Origin of the sequence: Methanospirillum sp. (assembly GCF_035406105.1) — an archaeon.
Taxonomy (GTDB): domain Archaea; phylum Halobacteriota; class Methanomicrobia; order Methanomicrobiales; family Methanospirillaceae; genus Methanospirillum.
In genome coordinates, this window is record NZ_DAONKG010000015.1 from 1 (window position 1) to 19,722 (window position 19,722).

Genomic DNA, 19,722 nt, shown 5'->3' on the forward strand with positions numbered 1-19,722 from the left:
AGGGAGCATCTGCCTCTTTTTACCTGAACCCTTGCAGCATGTATTGTTGCGTATGTGATCATATCCGTTCTCCCGTCCGGCCAGAGAAGTCGATCTCCGATCTCTGGATCGAAAAGGTCACGTCCATCCCGGATTCGCATACTCACTGTGGTATTAAATATCCATGACTGAACGGCGCTCACATACATCGAACGGAGGGTCCGCGGGAGCTGGCGTATGGCACCCAGATAATCTTTCGGATGACTCACCAGATAATGAAGAACTGAACGCTCTAAGGATAACCGTGGTGGAAGGAGGTGAAGACAGTGTGCTGCATCTTCGGTCTCAAAGTAACATGCCCTCCCTTCCTGCTCATGTTCTTCCATATGTGAGCCGGGCTTTCCTATCATCACCCTGACAGCCTCCTGAAAATCTCCTTTTAATATCTCAAAGCCGATATGATGAGTGACAGGGCGGGTTACCCCAAACCGTTGGTATCCCACATAATTTGGAATACCTTGCGATACTCTCTTTCGAAATTCATCAAGTGATGCGTTCAGATCCCTCCCGGAACTATTCCTGATACGGATTGCAAAAGTGTTACTTTCCAGATCTCCAAGGGTGATCGGGTGCTGGGAAGTCCCAAGAGCAGTCAGGGTGATACCTGGTATAGTCAGTCTGGCAATATCTTCTCTGGTGCACTTATAAATTGAGATATACTGGGTTGTGACAGCTCGTTTATCCTTTGTTCCTGCAAATCCTATCCGCTGGTGACTTATCCCAAGTCCAGTCGCGATTGCTTTTATTGCCCGGTGTTGATCCCAGTTTTTCCTGGTCAGAGAGCAGATCAGGTACGGCCCGTCACTATATGTCCGGCTTGCATTCTCTATGACCTCAAAATCTTCAGGCAGGACTCTGAGCCGTCCACTAATGCCAGGAGAATCCGTGAGATAATACCAGAGTCCGAGATCCTTATCAATCATCCAGGGGCTTTCGATCATAAGAGGGAGAGCGAACCGGTAATTTTATCGAGATCTTCACTTTTTGCAGGACCAAGTCCGAGAGCAGTAATAGTCCCTGGCGGTATTTCAGTCATGCCTGCGTCTTGTATCAGGGCTGCAGCTATGCCTGCTGATTCAGCAAGGGTTTTTAATTCAAAAAGGGTTTTTTGATCAGAAACCTTAAGGACTACCTTTTTTTGTCCTTCATTAAGCCATGCTTTTTTTAATGCTGGTGAACTTTTTTCATATGCACCAATGGCGGCATGGCCGGCCTGAGCGCATTTTTTTCCACAACTCATCTTCACATCAGAGCGAATAATGATACATTGCTTATATCTGAATTCTGGTTCTGGTACCATCTGCCTGTAGAAATAGGAGTGGTGGATACAAAGGTCTGCTCTCCGGTGAATTGATTGCCGAACGTGAAGAGTACTATACCAGAAATGAACCGGACCTATGATGTCGTTGTTGTCGGGGGTGGGCCGACAGGTTCAACTGCTGCCCGAATCTGCGCAAAATCCGGTCTTAAAACATTGCTTATTGAAGAACAGGCAACTTTTGGGTACCCCGTGCAATGTGCAGGACTCCTCTCCCAAAGTGCATTTTCTGAGTGTGAAGTATCCATGTCATCAGTACTCAATACCGTCTCCGGTGCTGATATCCACGCAGGAGAAGCGACCTGTTCTTTTGATGCAGGAAAGACGATGGCATATGTTGTTGACCGGGGGGCCCTGGATCAGGAAATGGGTCTGGCAGCTGCAGATGCTGGTGCGGAGATACAACTAAAGTCGATCGCATATGACATTTCGCGCATATCACAAACCGTCAGCCTGAAAGGGATATCCGGATCTGAAGACGTGCGTTATTCAATGCTTATCGCTGCGGATGGTCCCCGGAGTGGTATCAGCAGAAAGCTGGGAATTCCCCGTGCCCGATACTACCTTTCCGGCCTTCAATGTGATGTGTTCCACTCAGTTTCTTTGGATCATGTTCAGATATACCCCAACGCAGCACCAGATTTTTTTGGATGGATGATACCGATACATCCTGACCGGACGCGTATCGGACTATGTGGTATTCATCAGGTGAAGGAACGGTTTTCAGAGTTCATAAGACCATTCAGCAAACAGATCCTTCATTTCGTGAGTGGGACTATCCCGCTCGGACCGCCGTCACGAACATATGATAACCGGATTCTCATTGCAGGAGATGCAGCAGCAATGGCAAAGCCTACGTCTGGCGGAGGGGTATATACCGGTGTTCGGTCGGCACGCCATGCTGCAGAGACTGCAATCCGATCGATAGAGACGGATGATTTCAGCCCAGCATCGATGGCCTTATACGAACAGGCATGGAAAGCAGATTTTGGTCATGAAATTTTACGTGGCCTTCGGTTTTTTCAGATAAGACAGAAGATATCAGAAAAAGAAATGGAGAAACTCATCCGCATCCTTGCACATCCTGATATAAAACAAATTATTACCAACAAAGGAGACATGGACCGCCCATCAGCACTGATAAAGGCTCTCCTCACAAATCCCCATATGATACCGGCATATTCGATTATTGGTAAAGGATTGCTATCCTCGATATATACATAAACAATCTTGATACATTTCCCGCACAACATAAGTGGTATGGCAGTACAAAAACCCTCCAGCAGATATGGAAGAGGGTTCATTGTGAATATCACCCATCTGAAGGTTAAATTTTCACAGCCAGCAGATCAGGCCTGGCATGGCGCTGCAGATTACCTGACTGAACTTACCGTGCCACCACAGATGAAAGGAACAGAGGTAGAACAATTGACCGATATGCTTCGCCAGAAGGTTATATGGCATCAGGCAGGAGGGCCGGTTGACAAAGAGATGTACCAGGATGTAAAGCGGCTCCTTGACAGGCTTATTGTCGCAATCGATACACAACTGGGTATTCCGAATGCAGACATTGGACAATATCATGCATGATTAAAAGCCGAGGAGACTTCTGACAGTACTGACAACTCCTCCCAAGGTATCACCGTTTTTAAACTGAACGTTTGCAAGTGCTTCAAAGAGTGCTGGTTTTTCATCCCCAAATTCCAATCCTTTGGAAAGTGTTGACAATGCATCCTCCCTCTGACCATAAAAGGAGTAAATCAGTCCTTTATAAAGATACCCGCGGGCATAACCTGGTTCAATTTCAAGAGCCTTGTTAATATATTTCATTGCTTCCAGATAATCTCCGAGTAATCCGGTAGTATATCCATACGAAGAGAGGACCTCAGGATCATTTGGTAAGAACTCCAATGCCCGTTTATATGCATCCCGTGCACTTTCAATCCGTTCTAACTTTATTGCAGAATCGCCTTTTTTCTTCCATCCTTCTCCATAATCAGGAGTTATTGCAAGGATTTGATCATAGAGATCAAGGGTATCCTGATACCGCTTGATTTTATACTTAATAACAGTGGTCCGCTCCCATATCCCGGTAAATCTGACATTACTTGCAAGTGCTATGTAATATGCATCCATTGGCTGCATATCTTTTGTAATCCGGGTATTTTTTGCCCCCTGGTAGTACCAGATTTCGTTCTTTGCAAGAGCATTAAAGCCCCCGTCAAATGAATAAAACGCCTCTTTCCAATTCCGGTTGTGATATTGCGCTTCTCCGGAAACAAACCATGACGGAACACAGGTCAGATCCATAGTTCTGGCAGTCTTGGCCATTGACAGTGCTCCGGAATAATCATCTTTCTGAAGGAGAACATACCCCTTATTTGCATAGAATTTTGGTTCATCAGGTTTTAATAAAATGGCACGATCAAATGCCGTCTGGGCATTGTCATACTGCTTCATGTTATAATACGTGACACCCATGTTATTCCATGCTGCGGCATACCCAGGGTCTAACGTCGTGGCTTTCTGAAATGCTTGAATAGCTTCTGAAAATTTGCCGGTTCGTGAGAGTGCCACACCCTGTACATTATATTGAACCGGATCATTGGGGTTTAATGCAACGACTTTTTGAAATGCTTCAACGGCCTTATCCGGCTGATTCAGATACCCCCATGAGCTCCCGATAATATGCCAGGCAAAACTGCATGTGGGATCGACCTTGAGACATTGTTCAGACGCGTTGATTGCTTCAGGATATTTCTCTTCATTATAAAAAATAAGGGCGCGATACTCTAACGCAGTAAGATTTTGAGGATCAAGAGAGAGAACATAATCATTCTCTTTTAATAGTTCATCCAGGGTGATGATATCAACAGACTGATTCTCTTCCGCTCCGCTCACCGGAACAAAAAAGAAGAGGATTATCAGGAGTATTGGGAGGATTTTTTCCATATATGCTCCTCCCGCCAGATTTGGGGGGATTTATGGTATATATGGAATCGGCATTAAAAAAAGATGTGCCTTATTGTGGTTATGCCTTTCTCCCTATACAGGAGTTCACGTCTTTTCCAAGGCATCCGATTGCATCAGACCGGCATCTCTGACAGTGAGACATCTGTCGGACATATGGTTTGCATCTCTCTTGCATGGCAAGTTTCTCCTCAAGCGTGGGGGGAGAGATATGGGCAAATTTGGCCTGGGCGATGAGAGGGATGATGTTATGAATAAAGACTCCCATCTCACTAATCTTTTTTGCAATATCCGGGATATGGTGATCATTAATACCGGGGATATAAACAGTATTTACCTTAACGAGCATCTTTTTCGCAACAGCCATTTTAATCCCCTCAAGCTGGCGTGAGATAAGTATCTCTCCCATCTCATGACTGGAATAATATCGCCGTCCTTTATAATCGATGTACTGATATATTTTTGCAGCAATATCAGGATCGATTGCATTCATAGTCACCGTAATATTCGTGACTCCGTATTTTTCCAAAAGATCAATTTTATCAGGAAGAAGAAGGCCGTTGGTACTCACACAGAGAATGAGATGCGGGAATTCCTCGTGTATAAGACGAAATGTTTCAAATGTCTCTTCATTGTCAAGCGGGTCACCCGGTCCTGCGATTCCGACCACCTTGATATAGTGATACTGACTGATGATCTCACGCACCTTTTCCAGAGCCTGTTCTGGTTTTAAAACCTCACTGGTAACGCCCGGGCGGCTTTCATTGACACAATCAAATTTACGGACACAATAATTACACTGGATATTACATTTTGGAGCAACCGGAAGATGGGCTCTTCCAAAGGTATGACTGGCCTTTTCACTATAGCAGGGATGTTCCTGTATCTTTCGGATCTGATCAGGATCCCATTTAACAATCTGGCCGTCTATTTCAGTCTCCCGGTATGATTCTTCAGCCATCAAATACACATTATCTCTTTATCTATTAATATCGGTCGATAATTGATCTGAAGCATCTGTATGGATTTCAGGACTGAAATGACATAAACTCCCTTGTGATCCTGTATTTACACGTGTTTCATTCTTCCATCGTTTGAGAATCTGAATAATGAGATGTTCTTTTGAAATTTCCATCTCATGCGCAACAGAAACAAGGGTTTGCTCTATCTCGTTTGGAATGGTAAGGACTACCGGTTCGCCTGTATCTGATGATGCGCTCTTTCCAGGCATCATGGATCTCCAGGATTCATGATATAATGCCCATTCAAGGATCGGAATAAAGAAATAACAGACTGAACTCCATTCAGGACTAAGAAATGACATTCCAATTCCAAGGAGTGCGATACATGGAACAATTGAGCTTTTTATGAGAATAAACCGGTATAGAGGCCAGGACAGAGGAGAGATAAGCTGATAGTTTTGTACGTATATCCACTGAACCAGAAATAACAGGCCCAGGAAAAGCATGTTTATGTGAAATAAAATGACTGCTGATCCGTTGGTATGATTATCACCGGCAAGTGTGGAGGTGAAGGGAAGAAGACAGGCTATGAATAAGAGAATGAATGTTTGTCTGATAAACATTCCATCCAATTTTCTCACCAGAGTAAACAACCGGTGATGTGCTCCCCAGAAAGCTGCAAGAATAAAGAAAGCCACCGCAAAATGAATGATCTGGGGGAGCATCCGGATACATATCTCATTGATGGATCCTGGATCAGACTGATCAGGGAGTGCAAGTCCAAGCACCAGAATGGTCATGATGATTGCAAAAACGGCATCAAAAAATGACTCAAGCCGGTGTGGTGTCAACTGTGCAAACGGAAATGTAATCATCTTCTGTCTGGTGGGATGAGACATGCTATCAGTACTCATTATCGACTCAATGAATATATATGATGACAGAAAACGACTACATATGCCACAGGATATCCTCCCGGAGATTACTGATTCTGATTGGGAAATCTTTGTTGAGCGAAATGAAAAACCTGTTTTTGTTATGTTTTACAGTCCTTCATGTACTCATTGCATCAGAATCATGCCATCGGTAGAAGAACTTGCAAAAGATTTTGGATCTGAAGTAACATTTGTAAAATTAAATCTTCTACGGTTTGATTACATCGGGGAACGATACGGGGTCATGGCAACACCGACATTTTTCTTCTTCTGTGGAGGAAAACCAGTTCAGTCCCGTGTTGGTGCAGTGTTTCCTGCAATGCTGAAAAAAATGGTTGAAGAGATGGTCACTCATGGAGATGAATGTCGTCTTGCCTCTTCAGACTGGAAATATGAGATAACCGGATATGGATAAATTATTCGGTTCTCTGTTCCTCATGTGAAGTATCATGTGCCGGTTCTGTGGCACGAATGACCTCCTCAACAATTTCAGGAGTTCGTGCCAGATAGACAAGTTCAAGGATGCCATTCCGGAATGTTCTGATACATGAGGATTCAATTACCGGAGGGAGAGGGGCTGAACTCCGGTATCTGATTTTCCCATCAAATCCTATGATATGCAGGGTATTTTCTGCTATCGCAACATTAATGTGCTCATCATACAATCCCCTAAGCTCGCATGTTACATAGACCCGGTCATTCCATTCAACCACCTCTATTGGTGGATGTTCAACATCATGCCCCGGTCCTGAACTGCCAGGAAAGGGAAAGCCAGGAGGAAGATTCCCGGCCATAATAATATTGACGCCAATAACTCCGGGCCTGATCTGTCCGGTGCCAAACGCTTGTGAGAGTATCTTTCGTAATATATCTTCCATATTTTTGAAATCTTCTGGTGGAGTATCATTCATATGTTAAATTCTCTCTTTACCATAGGAGGTTATTTGTTATCAAGTTCTTCAGCTAATTTTTTGATGAGAGTGAAATCTTTCTCCGGACTGATATAAACCAGTTCGTAGAGTTGCGAAATTTTTTCATCAGTGTTTTTCTGTTTATGCAATGATTGCAGAATCACTGCCGCTTTCTCTAGTATTACCCGCTGTTCCTGATTATAAAGGATCTCCCATGATTGGCGTGCATACTGTTCACGGGCTCTGGGATCAAGTGAGGGTTTTACTCTCTGAAATGCTTCATCGAAATGCCGTGTGGTAATACGAACATTCCTGACTGCTTCTTCCATTTCACGAGGAGTTCTTCCTTCCATGAGATGGATAAATTCACGCATTGCCGCAAGTTTGGCTTCCCGTACCAGTGCCTCAATATCAGCTCCGACAAATCCTTCGGTCTTTTCAGCAAGGTCGGCTAAGGTAATGTCACTGGTAAGAAGGGTATCAGCATCTTTGAGATATACTTCAAATATCTTCTCCCTTCCTTCACGGTCTGGTGGGGGAACATAGATATGCCGCTCTAATCGCCCTGGTCTGAGTAATGCATCATCAAGCATATCAGGCCGGTTTGTTGCCGCGATAATGGTAACATTCTTCAGTTCCTCCATACCATCCATCTCTGTCAGTATCTGTGACACCACACTTTCGGTTACATGCGTTGCATCGGAATATGATCCGCGTTTTGGGACAAGTGAATCGATCTCATCAAAGAATATAATGGAAGGAGCAGCCTGTCGTGCTTTTCGAAATACTTCCCGAATACCTTTTTCAGACTCTCCAACCCACTTTGATATCAGCTCAGGCCCTTTTATCGAGATGAAATTGCATTCACTTTCATGAGCAACCGCTTTTGCCATCAGTGTCTTTCCAGTTCCGGGAGGACCAAAGAGCAGGATCCCCTTTGGTGTCTTTGTCTGGAGCTGACGAAAGATTTGTGGATATTTAATCGGCCATTCAACTGCTTCCTTCAGTTCTTTTTTTACCTGTTCAAGTCCTCCGATCTGATCCCAGGTTACATCAGGAACCTCTATCAGTACTTCTCGCATTGCTGAGGGCTCAACATGAGTCAGCGCATACTGGAAATCGTCCTGGTTCACCTTAATCGAAGCGATAAGATTACTGTCAATCTTTCCCTCTTTCAAATCTTTCGGGGGCACTTTTTCAAGGACCTTCCGGAGTGCGTGCATTGCTGCTTCCTTTACGGTAAGACTGATATCCGCACCCACAAATCCATGAGTCTGGTTTGCATACGGCTGGAGGAATAATCTCCTCTTAATGGTCTGGTCTATCTCATCGAGCTGGGATTTTAAATCCTGTGACTTTCTTTGCAGTTCCTCTTTTTTGCGCTGATCCGTGATACTTTTTAGTTGTTCTTCAATGGATGCCCGCTCTTCAATAAGAGAGGACCGCAACATACGTTCATCCCTCGTCAGATTTTCGTCATCGATAACAATAGAAGATGTATCAATCGGAACATTCCGGGAGTGTATCTGAAAGATGCTTAACCGTCCGTTTACATCCGGAATGCCGATCTCAATCTCCCGGTCAAACCGTCCTCCACGACGAAGGGCAGGATCGATATTATCAGGCAGGTTTGTTGCTGCGATAACAATAACCCTGCCACGACTTTTCAGCCCATCCATTAAGGCAAGAAGTTGTGCAACAATTCTGCGTTCTACTTCACCTTTTGTCTCTTCCCGTTTTGGTGCGATGGAATCGATCTCATCTATGAAGATGATGGATGGAGCATTCTGTTCCGCTTCTTCAAACACTTCCCGAAGTCGTCCCTCGGACTCTCCATAGTATTTGTTCATGATCTCCGGGCCGGAAAGTGTGATAAAGTGAGCATTCACCTCATTCGCTACCGCCTTTGCAATCAGGGTCTTTCCGGTCCCTGGCGGACCATAGAGCAGGACACCTTTTGGTGGTTCAATACCAAGACGCTCAAAGAGTTCGGGATTTCGAAGAGGAAGTTCTATCATCTCCCTGACCAGCGACAACTCACGGTCAAGACCTCCAATATCCTCGTAATGAATATCTGGGATGAATTTATCTTTTGATTCTTCAGTAGGTTCTTTGGCACGGGTCCCGGAATACTGTCTTGATTGGGTTTTTTGAGCAGGGGATGAGACAGAGACTACCGACCGGGGCCCAAGAAAAACCGGTCCTTCAGGATCGGTCTTTTCAATGGTTACAACTGTGTAGGTGTAGGATGTAAATGGCGAGCCAAAGGATCGAAAGATATCAGCAAAGGGATCATTCTGGTACCCGACCGGTATACGGTATGCCTTTCCCGTGAAAAGAACCTGGTTCTGCAAATTGTGGGCCAGAAACTGTTCCAGCTCACGGGGATTTACACCGGCAACATCCTGAACGATGCGAAATTCTATTTTTCTGGCTTCATGGGCTTCGGCCTTTCTGATGACAGCCTGTTCACGTATTCCCACACCTGCCCGTCTCCGGATCGTCCCATCTATGTGAATGACATCATTCCACGGGGAGGAGGAAGGATATACAACAGCATATGTTGTCGACACTCCCTCGATCTCGATCACATCACCTCGTGACAGCCCGAGTTTTTCCATTGTCTCCCAGGATAAACGGGCAATATCCTTTCCATAATCCTCGTTAAAGCCTTCCTGGACAATTAATGATAATTCGCGATAATGAGGCATGATACTACTCCGGTAATGATTTACCTAAAGTTACTCTATTTTAATATATAAAGTTGTCGTCAGTTTATCCAAATACGATGCAGGAAATAACGTCATCAGGAAAAATCCTGGTATGGTGAAAGACCCTTTTCTGATATCACAATACGGAGATGAATCCCTGAAATCACATCACGGAGTGGTATCAGAATTTTTCTTTTGTATACAGGAACTGAGCATCTCTTCTAGTTCATTTGTTAATGCTTCGATTTTTGGGAAATCCTTCTCCAGCCAGAAGGTTAAATCCCGGAGCTCTGTAGATTTTAAAAGAAGATCAGGGGGAAGCTCAGTAATGAGTCCTGCCCGCTCCACTTGCTTGAGGAGATATGCTGAACGGTGAAGTATCTGCTGCTTATTTCGTGGGTAAAGCAGAGTCCAGGCTCCGGATTCAAATATTTCAAGGTTTTTATTATCAAGAGTTCCCTGCATTGTTGATAAAATATTTTTGAGATACTCAGTAGTAATCCTGGGCACTTCATCGGGTTTTTTTGCTTTTGTAAATACATCATCAAGAAGATTCATCTTGACCTCCCTGACAAAAGCATTGATATCAGCACCGACAAAATAGTGCATCTCTTCTGCAAGAGAATCATAATCAATATGTTCGTCAAGAAGGTTTCCAAGATCTTTTAAATATAATTCCAGAATTTCCCGTCTTCCTTTCTTATCCGGTGGTTTGATGTAGATGTGTTTCTCAAGGCGTCCGGGTCTGAGAAGGGCTGGATCAAGAAGATCAGGACGGTTTGTGGCCGCCATGATGATTACACCGGACAGATCCTCAACACCATCCATCTCGGTCAGGATTTGGGATAATACACTCTCACCAACCCGTGAGGTTCCATGTTCCTGACCCCGCTTCTGAACCAGGGCATCAATCTCATCAAAGAAGATGATGGATGGAGCAGACTGTCTGGCTTTTCGAAATGCCTCCCGAACCTGTTTTTCAGATTCACCAACCCATTTGGAGAGGAGCTCCGGGCCTTTTACCGCGATAAAATTCATACGGGATTTTGCCGCTACTGCCTTTGCCAGAAGCGTCTTTCCGGTTCCGGGAGGACCAAAGAGGAGAATCCCTTTTGGGGGTTTTATTTTGAGTTTTTCAAACGCTTCCCTTCGATGGACCGGCCACTCAATAATCTTTTCAATTTCATGCTTCTCTGCATCAAGACCTGCGACCATCTCCCAGGGAACTTCGGGAATCTCGATATAGAGCTCGCGCATGGCGGAAGGCTCAATTCCCTTTCTGGACTCCTGAAAGTCATGATTTGTGATCATAAGTGAGTCGATAAGTTCAGCAGGGACTTCTTCATCCTCTTTCATCCGGCCCATGATTCCACGCAGCGCATGCATCGCCGCTTCCTTACAATGAAGTGCTATATCGGCACCGACGAATCCATAACTGGTTTCAGCATAATACTCAAGATCAACATCATCTGCGAGCGGCATGGTCCGTGTATGAACATGATAGATCTCAAGTCTTCCAATCCGGTCAGGAATGCCGATCTCAATCTCCCGGTCGAACCGTCCCCCGCGGCGGAGGGCAGGATCAATGGAATCCGGCATGTTTGTTGCAGCGATAACAACAACCTGGCCACGGGATGCAAGGCCATCCATCATGGTCAGGATCTGGGCAGTTACCCTTCGTTCCACTTCCCCCGAAGTGTCCTGTCGCTTGGTTGCTATGGAATCTATTTCATCGATGAAAATTATTGAGGGGGCTTTTTGTCTTGCCTCTTCAAATATTTCCCGGATCTTCTTTTCAGAATCACCGTAATACCGGCTCATCACCTCGGGCCCTGAGAGGGGGATAAAATGCGCATCCACCTCACTTGCAACCGCCCGTGCAAGGAGTGTTTTTCCTGTTCCAGGAGGACCATAGAGCAGAACACCTTTTGGTGAGTCTATTCCAAGACGCTCAAATATTCGTGGATATCGGAGCGGGATCTCCACCATCTCTCTGATAAGACTTATCTCTCGTGAAAGGCCGCCGATATCCTCATAATGAATCGATAATTCCTCACTCTTTTTCTCTTCGGTCTGATAGGGAATATCATTGAGAATTACTTCGGTAGTGAATGTAACGACGCCAGTACCGCGTGGCTCAAGACTGGAGACTACAAATGTGACAGTATTTCCGATCAGATCAATTCTGACCGTCTGGCCTTCAATGACCGGCCGCCCCCGTAATTTTTTTGCAAGGAGTACTTCCGGATTATTCAGGGAGATACTGGTTACCGGTTGTAAAATAACTTTTCTTACGTCATGGACGGACACTCGTCTGACAATGACCCGGTCATCAATTCCACAACCTGCATTACTTCTTATCTCACCATCTATAGCGATATCATTCCTGCCGTGGGTGGTACTCTGAGAGCTCCATGCTGCGGCAACTGCTCGTTTAGCCCCAAGGATCTCAATGAATTCTCCATTCACAATCCCAAGAGCACGCATAACGGCCGGATGAATTCGTGCGAGGCCTTTCCCTGCGTCCTCTTCAGCAGCGCGGCGGACTTCAAGCCGAATCCCTGATTTGGAAGTCATAACGTATCCTAAGAGCACCGGAATGTGTTCGTTTCGGTGATAATAATATCCATTCTGATATCGTGAGGTTGTACGGGTATAGCAGGAACCTCCTGGATTGAGTATGCTATTCCTATTTTTCTGATATGAGTGTGCTCAGATAAAAAACGATCATAATATCCGGCTCCATATCCGATCCTTCCTCCTGATCGGTCAAAACCAAGCATTGGGATAATTGCACAGGTAACATGAGCTGGATCAGCAGGAATTTCATACCCCACGGGCTCAGGAACATGAAACGTACTGGGCCTGAGGATCTCCCGCGAGTCAATATATGATAACCGAAGACCGATCTGATCTTTTTCTATAATCGGAACGATGACTTTCCGGTTATGATTCAGGAGATGATCAATAAACCAGGATGTCTCAACCTCTGGCTCTTTTGCACAATACACCAGAACAGTATCACAGGGATGAACAACCTGTGAGAGTTTTTCACAAATCCTCCTGCTCATATTTTCCCTGACATCTGCAGGAATGCTCCATCTTCTTTCCCGGAGATCGGATCTGATTGTCTCTTTATGAGCGATCATGACAGTCTTACCAGATGTACTCCCAGATGGCAAATACAAGTTCAAATGTTATCAGAATAATAATCACCCATTCAAGGAAATTTGAGTGCTGAATCCGTACTTCATCAGAAAGCATGGAATAATTCTCCTGAATCACTTCAATCTTCCGATTTACACTATCACTCCAGAGCTGGCTTCGAAGTACTTTGAGTGCAGTCGCATACACTCTGGCATAATACACATCCTCTGTAACCTTGATCAGGTTGTTTACCTTTTCTGTAATCTCCGATACTTCAGCATGAATCTCCATAAGATCAGCCATGATCTGATGGTATAACCGCATCCGGCTGAGCCAGGTTAACCGGTCAGCAAGTTCAATATCATGATACATCTTTTCCATTTTTCTTGAAAGTTCCCGATCATAATACCGAAGCTCAAATACCTGCACATTTGCATACTCAATAAGATCAAAGAGATCAGTAGGAATCTCTGGATTTTTTAGCAGAGCAGCATTCCATGAGAGCGTTGTGATATCCTCCTTTGAATAACTCAGGCTGTTTTTTACAACCTCCTCCCGCATCTGTTGTGAAAAGTCCGCTTTCTCACCAAGTAGAAGAACTACCGGATCTACTAGGGCCTTTGTATCATCGGTAAAGTAGATTATATAATCTTCAAAAAAAGAATCATCAATTGCAATATCTGGAATATGTGGTCGTAATATTTCTTTCAGAGTGTTCAGATATGAGATAAACAGATCAGATAGTACCTCTTCGTTGGCAAGATCAAGACCGACATCCTCAAAAATTCCGTTCTCATTACTTTCTGAAGATTCATATACAAAACAGAGACTGATTGCACCGATATCATAAATACGTGCAGAGGCATATAGATCGTATCGTGAGCCATTGACGGTAATATCAGCAGGATGCATCCGCAATAAAAGCGGAGGCTCTTCTATCATGATGGATTTTGGTTTAATCCTTTGAAAACTGGCACGAGCAGTAAAATAACTTCTGGCAAGTGCAATCTCAAGAAGATTGATGTCAATCTCCTTTCCAATATCATATATTCGGAAAAAGCGAATTGCATCCATCTTTTAATACTCCATACGGGGTCAAATTATGACTGTGATAATATCCAGGCACTTCTCATGAGCATGTTCAAAGAAGTTGTCCATGTTAGATGCGTTCTGATAGTTTAATATGGTAATATCTGGAGAAAGAATGTATGATAGGTACACTCATCCTTATTATCCTGTGCCTTATTGTGCTGGCTGTACTCTGGCATCTTTTAAAAAATATCGTTCAATTAGTCATCAACTCTATTCTCGGCCTTCTTTTATTGGGGATAGTAAAATTTCTGAATATCTTCCCATTACTCGGATTTCCAGAGATTGAAATTGGCTGGATAGCAGTGATTGTTTGTGCTATCGCAGGTATTCCGGGGGCAATCCTTCTGATGATTCTACACGTGTTCGGACTGGTCTGAATTATCATTCCATTTTATTTTATCACCGGGATGACAATTATCGGGGAGCTGGTAATAATCCCGGTCTGATCCGATACCGATGCCCGGAAATAATAATATCCTGGATTTTCTGGTGTGAATGTGATCATCATATCGTCATTTGGCAGGTCGGGATTTATTTCGCGGTATAAATCCCAATCAATTCCATTTTCCGAATAATATATCTGCAATACTGAATTTTGTAACTCATCATCACTGACACCTTCAGGTTGTATGGAGAGTGTAATCTCTTCAGATACATGTGCAGGCACTAATGATGCAGTAATATGGATTTGTCTGGTGATTGGAAGAGCAGAATCCGGATGTTCAGGATCGGTACTTTCTGAAACATCCTCTCCGGCGGGAATCACCGTTAATGGAAGGATATTTGAATACACCACTTTGGTATTTTCATGGGTTTTTACTGCCAGCAGATACGTTCCCGGCGTCTGTGGTGCAGGGACTGTGCATTCAAACAGCCCATCGGCATTTGTCAGTATCTGACTACTATTTTGATACTGATCCCATATTCTCTCACCAAAATTAAACCAGACAAGATCGAGCGGTGATAATGACTGAGGGAGGCCATCGTAGCTGCAATACCATCCATATATTGTGAAGGGATTCAAAGATTCAACGGTATTATTTTCCAGGAATGCATCAAGGGTCTTTGTTTTATGAACTATACGGGTCGGAGGTTGTATACCTCCATTTGAGGGAATAAGGAATACTGGTTCGGAGTGTACTTTTGGATGATTGGAAGACTTCTGCCAGATAAGAGAGAACAACAGGGGGTCAGGACCGGTCAGATGATACGAAATATTCACGCTTCCGTCATTTTTTGTCTGATATGGTATCATTTCCCCGACTTTGGATCCTCCTCGGGTTTCAGGCTGAATGAACACCGGTGCATACGCGACAGGACGGTTCTGTGAGGTAACATGACCGGTAAAGAACACCTGTTGACCGGGGAAAAAGTCTGAAACATTTGAGATGAGATGAACAGAAATGTTTGATTGCATAGGAAGATGCACAAGAGAATCATCGTCCTTTGGCATGGATATTGGTGATGTATTCCGATCATCAAGAGATTCTTTTGGAATTGTACAGAATAATTCACGTATACTACTTTTGAGCGTTTTATCTGAATTATTATCCTCCGGAATATAAATTGCCTGATACCGGTACATTCCCGGTTCAGACAGAATATCTGATATTGCATATATGCCCGACGTATCAGTCACGCTCTTTAGAAAAATACTCACATTAGAACTGTTCGATCGTTCGATGGTGATCTCTTTTCCTGATAAGGGGCCAAATATTCCCTTCAGGGAACCGGAAAGAACAATCTCATCAGATGATGTACAATAATACTTGTCCGGTTCAATATTAAGGGTCAGATCTGCTCCTATTGTGTAATCTTTCTCCTCTCCTATGGCAAGTATCTCCTTCCATTGATTATCTGAACTGGAAGAGACAGTCCATACGGTTGGTGAACTACAAATTGTGAATAAAAAGATACCATAGAAAACCCAGGAAAAAATTGCCTTCATTTATCACCTGATTATCCTGCTATCCCAGATATCTGTACCGGGTGTACCGCGATTCCAGCTCTGCGATTGATTTTGGGACAAATAGATCAGATCTTTTACTCATCTTCTGTGTAATATCAGCTATCCGATCTGGTTTTAACCTGACAGCATTCTCATAACTTTTTATGCCTTCTGTATAGAGATCCTTATTTCTCAACTCTTCATCAGCATCCAGTCCGGCTGTAGGAATGGTGAGCAGGGCAAAAATGACATCACCACGTTTTTCCCAAATGAGCGAATTGGATGGATCGAGTGCTAAAGATTTTGTATACCGGTCAAATGCCTGAATATATTTACTCCGATCAAGGGCTGCATCACCTGAATACGCATAATTGAGAGCTGTCTTTGGAGTTATCTGATCAATCTGCTGATAGGTTTGGTTCGACTCATCATTCCGGTACAGGGCTTTGGTTAATCGCGCCTTTCGAAGCAGGTACTCAATATTTTCAGGATCACGGACGATAGCTCCGTCCAATGCTGTGACAGCCTCATCTAATCGTCCAAGTTTGTGAAGATATAATGCTTTTTTGCCGTAAAATTCTGCAGAATCAGGAAATCGTTCGATAAGATACGTGTACAAATCAACACAGGTGTCAAATCTTCCAAGAAGGGACGAGATATCTATCATCAGATTCGCTGCATTTTGTCGTATTTCTGCAGTGTTTTGTTTTACATCTCCCGGCAGGATATTCTCAATTCCCTCCAGAAGAAGTACAGGAGTAAATAATGCAAAGAGAATAAAAATTATCAGGATTATTATTGGTATGGTGATAAGTCTCATGGTACTTCAATAACTCTCACATACGTCACATAAGGATACAAAAATATTCTTAATCTGTTTCTTTCTTATTCCTCATCATTTTTCTGCTTTCATGTATATAATGTGGTTTATACAGTAAAGACGCATACAAATACGACCTCATTTCCATTCATCCGTTTCGATATATATCGGTAGTCTTATAGGTCCAGTAAACAGATCACAACCTAGCTGAAAGAGTGTGGGTGTTGTTGTATGGAATGTATGAAAAGACTGGGGGTTGGCATACTGCAATGAAACAGTATCCTGTCATTAATCTTATTTTTCTTTCGATTTTTATTGGATGTATTGCATTTTTCCTGCTCTCATCGTCACCGGTAATTTCAGATCAGATGATTACGATTGAGAGCTCTGATACCGCTTTTCCGTTATTTGATCAGGTACAGTACCAGGTACAGGATACCGTTGAAAAGGAGGGGACACACGGAAAAAAATTGTATGTCACCCGACCTTTTGGGTACCTGGAATGTACTGAAGATTCCCAGGTCAACCTTTCAATCAGAAAAACGTACATCGACCGGGTATCAAAGGATAAAGCATACATCAAAGGTGAGATACGTAACCTTGATGATAAGACCATTGATATCATAGTTATTACTTTTAATCTTTTTAATGCCGACGGGGATCAGATTGGAAATGCCTATGCAACCATAGATTACCTGGAACCAAAAAAGACCTGGAAATTTTCAACCGAACCAATTACCCGTTCAGATTTTAAATTTGAGCGGTACGGGTCAATTTTTACCGGTGTATATGAATAAAGGATTAAAGATAGAGGGTACGCAATTTGTGTACCACTCGTTCTACCTGCTGAACGGACGTTCCAATGTATGACTCCGGATCCAAGAGTTTTTCTATCTCTGAACCAGGAATATAGCGGGTAACTTCAGGAGTGTTGGAGAGAAGAAAGGTTAATGGCTGATGTGTTGCTAGGGCTTGCATACTCTTCTCCCTGATAATTTCGTGGGCTTCCTGTCGTCCCATCCCTTTTTTTGTCAGTTCTATCATGACTGATTCAGCCATATTTATCCCATGAAGCATGGTAAGATTTTGTCTTATACGGTCTTCCTTCAGGTTCAGCCCCTCAAGGACAGAAGTCATAATCTTGAGGATATGATCCGTCAGAATGGTAGCTTCAGGAAACAGAATCCGCTCAGGTGATGAATTAGTTAAATCACGTTCGTCCCAGAGGGTGTTGTTCTGAAATGCCGGTTCTACTGAGGATCGGATAATTCGGGCAAGACCACAGACCTGCTCACTTTTTATCGGGTTTCTCTTATGAGGCATGGTGGAGGATCCAACCTGTTTTGCACCAAATGCCTCCTCTACCTCGCCAATTTCCGTTCTTTGCAGGGACCGGATCTCTATTCCGATTTTATCAAGCGTTGTTGCCACATTTGCAAGAAAACAGAAATATTCTGCATATCGGTCCCTCTGGATAATCTGGTTTGAGACATCGACTGATGAAATGTTCAGAATCTTCATCATCTCTTCCTGTATCTCCATCCCTTTCTCTCCAAGGGCAGCCTGGGTCCCGACAGCCCCGGTCAGCTGACCTACACAGACTCTGGGTCTCATCTGAATTAACCGCTCAATATGTCGCCCGATCTCACTTGCCCATATTGCAAACCGCAGACCATAGGTTGTGGGAACACCATGCTGACCGTGTGTCCGGCCGATGCAGACCAGATATCGGGTTTTTTCTGCCCGGTCAAGCAGAACTTTCAGGATGTTTTTTAATTTATTTTCAAGAATGTTCAGTGCATCACGGATCTGAAGACCGGTAGCGGTATCAAGGATGTCGTTTGAAGTTGCCCCATAGTGAATCCACCTTCCTGCATGACCACAGACCTCTGAAATTGCACGCACAACAGCCATCATGTCATGATGGATCTCATCTTCGATCTCTTTTGCACGTTCAAGAGAGGCCTGATGTGCCTTTTCTGCAATTATATCTGCATCTTCCCGGGGAATCATACCCAGGATACCTTCTGCCCTGGCAAGAGCTATCTCGGCTTCAATGATACACCGAAACCGATGTTCCTCACTAAAGACCGTTTTCATTTCCGGGGTGCCATATCTGAATTCTATCGGATGGATAGCCATTGTATATCTGTTGGACTCAATGCTAGTTAACCATATGAATCATAATGACAGGGAGCAGGAAAAAACGGGGAGGTACATATACTGAAATCGCTTATGTGATGATATGATAACTGACAGGGAACGGGCAGCTTTTGAAGCAGGGATAAAACTCGGTGCAATATACCATCAATGGGTAGGAGTTCCGGTATCCCGGGAGTCTGCATCATCCCTAGAGAAAGCAATAGAGAATGCGCACATCCAGCAACCATATATGACTGATATTGCAGTCAGACTGGATCGCGAACTTATGATCCCGAATTCATTTGGATATAGTGAATTATCAGGCCTCATGCTGGATGTTGAGCTGACCGTCAGAGTAAACGAAGCCTCATGTCATGCCTGCATTGCACGGGAAGGAGAATACCCCATGATGAGAATTGAGTGGATCGATGAAGACACCGAAGTATCCAATCCTTGATGATCACATTCATATCGACCCCAGGAACGGAAAAGGGATTGAGGCGATTAAAGAGTTTAAAAGATCAGGTGGGACTCACATATGTCTTGTTACCAAACCATCCTGGTCTCTTGGGATCCATCCGGCCAGTGGAAAAGACTTCAAAGGGGTGTTTGATGAAACACTTCGGATTGCTGAACAAATAACCATTCAAACCGGTGTTGTCGTCTTTCCTATACTCGGGGTGCACCCGGCAGAGATATCCGTTCTCTCTGAACGAATAAGTCCTCC

19 protein-coding genes and 1 pseudogene are annotated in these 19,722 nt (G+C 43.9%); 7 read left to right on the top strand and 13 right to left on the bottom strand.

The window, feature by feature from the left end; genetic code table 11:
* Nucleotides 1-980, bottom strand: a 980-nt coding sequence (truD, locus tag PLA23_RS01630; protein WP_324473725.1) for a tRNA pseudouridine(13) synthase TruD, incomplete at its 3' end; no start/stop codon positions are given.
* Nucleotides 977-1,339: a peptidyl-tRNA hydrolase Pth2 gene (pth2, locus tag PLA23_RS01635; protein WP_324329683.1), complete on the bottom strand. Its 363-nt coding sequence runs from the start codon at nt 1,337-1,339 to the stop codon at nt 977-979. The genes pth2 and truD, both read right to left, overlap by 4 nt.
* Nucleotides 1,340-1,423: 84 nt before the next feature.
* On the opposite strand from pth2, the gene PLA23_RS01640 reads away from it, so the two are divergent.
* Together PLA23_RS01640 and PLA23_RS01645 are read left to right on the top strand one after the other, a co-directional pair.
* Nucleotides 1,424-2,581 (top strand): NAD(P)/FAD-dependent oxidoreductase, encoded by a 1,158-nt coding sequence (locus tag PLA23_RS01640; RefSeq protein WP_324473727.1) that lies wholly within the window; start codon nt 1,424-1,426, stop codon nt 2,579-2,581.
* Between the two features lie 36 nt (nt 2,582-2,617).
* On the top strand, nt 2,618-2,947 hold the full coding sequence (locus PLA23_RS01645) for a hypothetical protein (RefSeq protein ID WP_324329685.1): 330 nt from the start codon (nt 2,618-2,620) through the stop codon (nt 2,945-2,947).
* Here the strand turns inward: PLA23_RS01645 and PLA23_RS01650 are convergent, their stop codons facing one another.
* The 3 genes from PLA23_RS01650 to PLA23_RS01660 all read right to left on the bottom strand — a co-directional run bounded on the left by PLA23_RS01650 (nt 2,948) and on the right by PLA23_RS01660 (nt 6,164).
* Complete coding sequence (locus PLA23_RS01650) at nt 2,948-4,309, bottom strand: tetratricopeptide repeat protein (RefSeq protein WP_324329687.1); 1,362 nt, start codon at nt 4,307-4,309, stop codon at nt 2,948-2,950.
* 79 nt (nt 4,310-4,388) lie between these two features.
* On the bottom strand, nt 4,389-5,288 hold the full coding sequence (gene nifB, locus PLA23_RS01655) for a nitrogenase cofactor biosynthesis protein NifB (RefSeq protein WP_324329689.1): 900 nt from the start codon (nt 5,286-5,288) through the stop codon (nt 4,389-4,391).
* 18 nt (nt 5,289-5,306) lie between these two features.
* Nucleotides 5,307-6,164, bottom strand: a complete 858-nt coding sequence (locus tag PLA23_RS01660) for a TMEM175 family protein (RefSeq protein WP_324473729.1) — start codon at nt 6,162-6,164, stop codon at nt 5,307-5,309.
* A gap of 82 nt (nt 6,165-6,246) precedes the next feature.
* On the opposite strand from PLA23_RS01660, the gene PLA23_RS01665 reads away from it, so the two are divergent.
* Complete coding sequence (locus PLA23_RS01665) at nt 6,247-6,639, top strand: thioredoxin family protein (RefSeq protein ID WP_324473731.1); 393 nt, start codon at nt 6,247-6,249, stop codon at nt 6,637-6,639.
* A 1-nt stretch (nt 6,640) separates the two neighbouring features.
* Here PLA23_RS01665 and PLA23_RS01670 read toward each other — a convergent pair whose 3' ends face one another.
* From PLA23_RS01670 to PLA23_RS01690, 5 genes are all read right to left on the bottom strand, one after another.
* On the bottom strand, nt 6,641-7,102 hold the full coding sequence (locus PLA23_RS01670; RefSeq protein WP_324473733.1) for an Hsp20/alpha crystallin family protein: 462 nt from the start codon (nt 7,100-7,102) through the stop codon (nt 6,641-6,643).
* Between the two features lie 62 nt (nt 7,103-7,164).
* Nucleotides 7,165-9,846: a CDC48 family AAA ATPase gene (locus PLA23_RS01675; protein WP_324473735.1), complete on the bottom strand. Its 2,682-nt coding sequence runs from the start codon at nt 9,844-9,846 to the stop codon at nt 7,165-7,167.
* A 168-nt stretch (nt 9,847-10,014) separates the two neighbouring features.
* Complete coding sequence (locus PLA23_RS01680; RefSeq protein WP_324473737.1) at nt 10,015-12,423, bottom strand: CDC48 family AAA ATPase; 2,409 nt, start codon at nt 12,421-12,423, stop codon at nt 10,015-10,017.
* Between the two features lie 8 nt (nt 12,424-12,431).
* A complete protein-coding gene (locus PLA23_RS01685; protein ID WP_324473739.1) occupies nt 12,432-12,995 on the bottom strand; it encodes a 5-formyltetrahydrofolate cyclo-ligase in 564 nt (187 codons plus the stop codon).
* A 7-nt stretch (nt 12,996-13,002) separates the two neighbouring features.
* Nucleotides 13,003-14,067: a hypothetical protein gene (locus PLA23_RS01690; protein WP_324473741.1), complete on the bottom strand. Its 1,065-nt coding sequence runs from the start codon at nt 14,065-14,067 to the stop codon at nt 13,003-13,005.
* A gap of 134 nt (nt 14,068-14,201) precedes the next feature.
* Between PLA23_RS01690 and PLA23_RS01695 the strand changes: the two genes are divergently transcribed.
* Nucleotides 14,202-14,462, top strand: coding sequence for a pro-sigmaK processing inhibitor BofA family protein (locus tag PLA23_RS01695; RefSeq protein WP_324329252.1), 261 nt, complete (start codon nt 14,202-14,204; stop codon nt 14,460-14,462).
* 14 nt (nt 14,463-14,476) lie between these two features.
* Here the strand turns inward: PLA23_RS01695 and PLA23_RS01700 are convergent, their stop codons facing one another.
* Together PLA23_RS01700 and PLA23_RS01705 are read right to left on the bottom strand one after the other, a co-directional pair.
* The gene (locus tag PLA23_RS01700; RefSeq protein WP_324473743.1) at nt 14,477-16,033 is read right to left on the bottom strand and encodes a hypothetical protein; all 1,557 of its coding nucleotides are present in this window, start codon (nt 16,031-16,033) and stop codon (nt 14,477-14,479) included.
* A 19-nt stretch (nt 16,034-16,052) separates the two neighbouring features.
* A complete protein-coding gene (locus tag PLA23_RS01705; RefSeq protein ID WP_324329254.1) occupies nt 16,053-16,853 on the bottom strand; it encodes a tetratricopeptide repeat protein in 801 nt (266 codons plus the stop codon).
* Nucleotides 16,854-17,122: 269 nt separating this feature from the next.
* Here PLA23_RS01705 and PLA23_RS01710 point away from each other — a divergent pair, with 269 nt between their 5' ends.
* Entirely contained in the window at nt 17,123-17,650 is a 528-nt protein-coding gene (locus PLA23_RS01710) for an FxLYD domain-containing protein (RefSeq protein WP_324329255.1), read from the top strand.
* Between the two features lie 4 nt (nt 17,651-17,654).
* On the opposite strand, the gene purB is transcribed toward PLA23_RS01710, so the two are convergent.
* Nucleotides 17,655-18,995, bottom strand: a complete 1,341-nt coding sequence (purB, locus tag PLA23_RS01715) for an adenylosuccinate lyase (RefSeq protein WP_324473745.1) — start codon at nt 18,993-18,995, stop codon at nt 17,655-17,657.
* A gap of 103 nt (nt 18,996-19,098) precedes the next feature.
* Between purB and PLA23_RS01720 the strand changes: the two genes are divergently transcribed.
* Nucleotides 19,099-19,452, top strand: coding sequence for a dihydroneopterin aldolase family protein (locus PLA23_RS01720; protein WP_324329257.1), 354 nt, complete (start codon nt 19,099-19,101; stop codon nt 19,450-19,452).
* Nucleotides 19,424-19,722 (top strand): annotated as a pseudogene (locus PLA23_RS01725) (TatD family hydrolase); the annotation flags it as partial. The gene PLA23_RS01720 and the pseudogene PLA23_RS01725, both read left to right, overlap by 29 nt.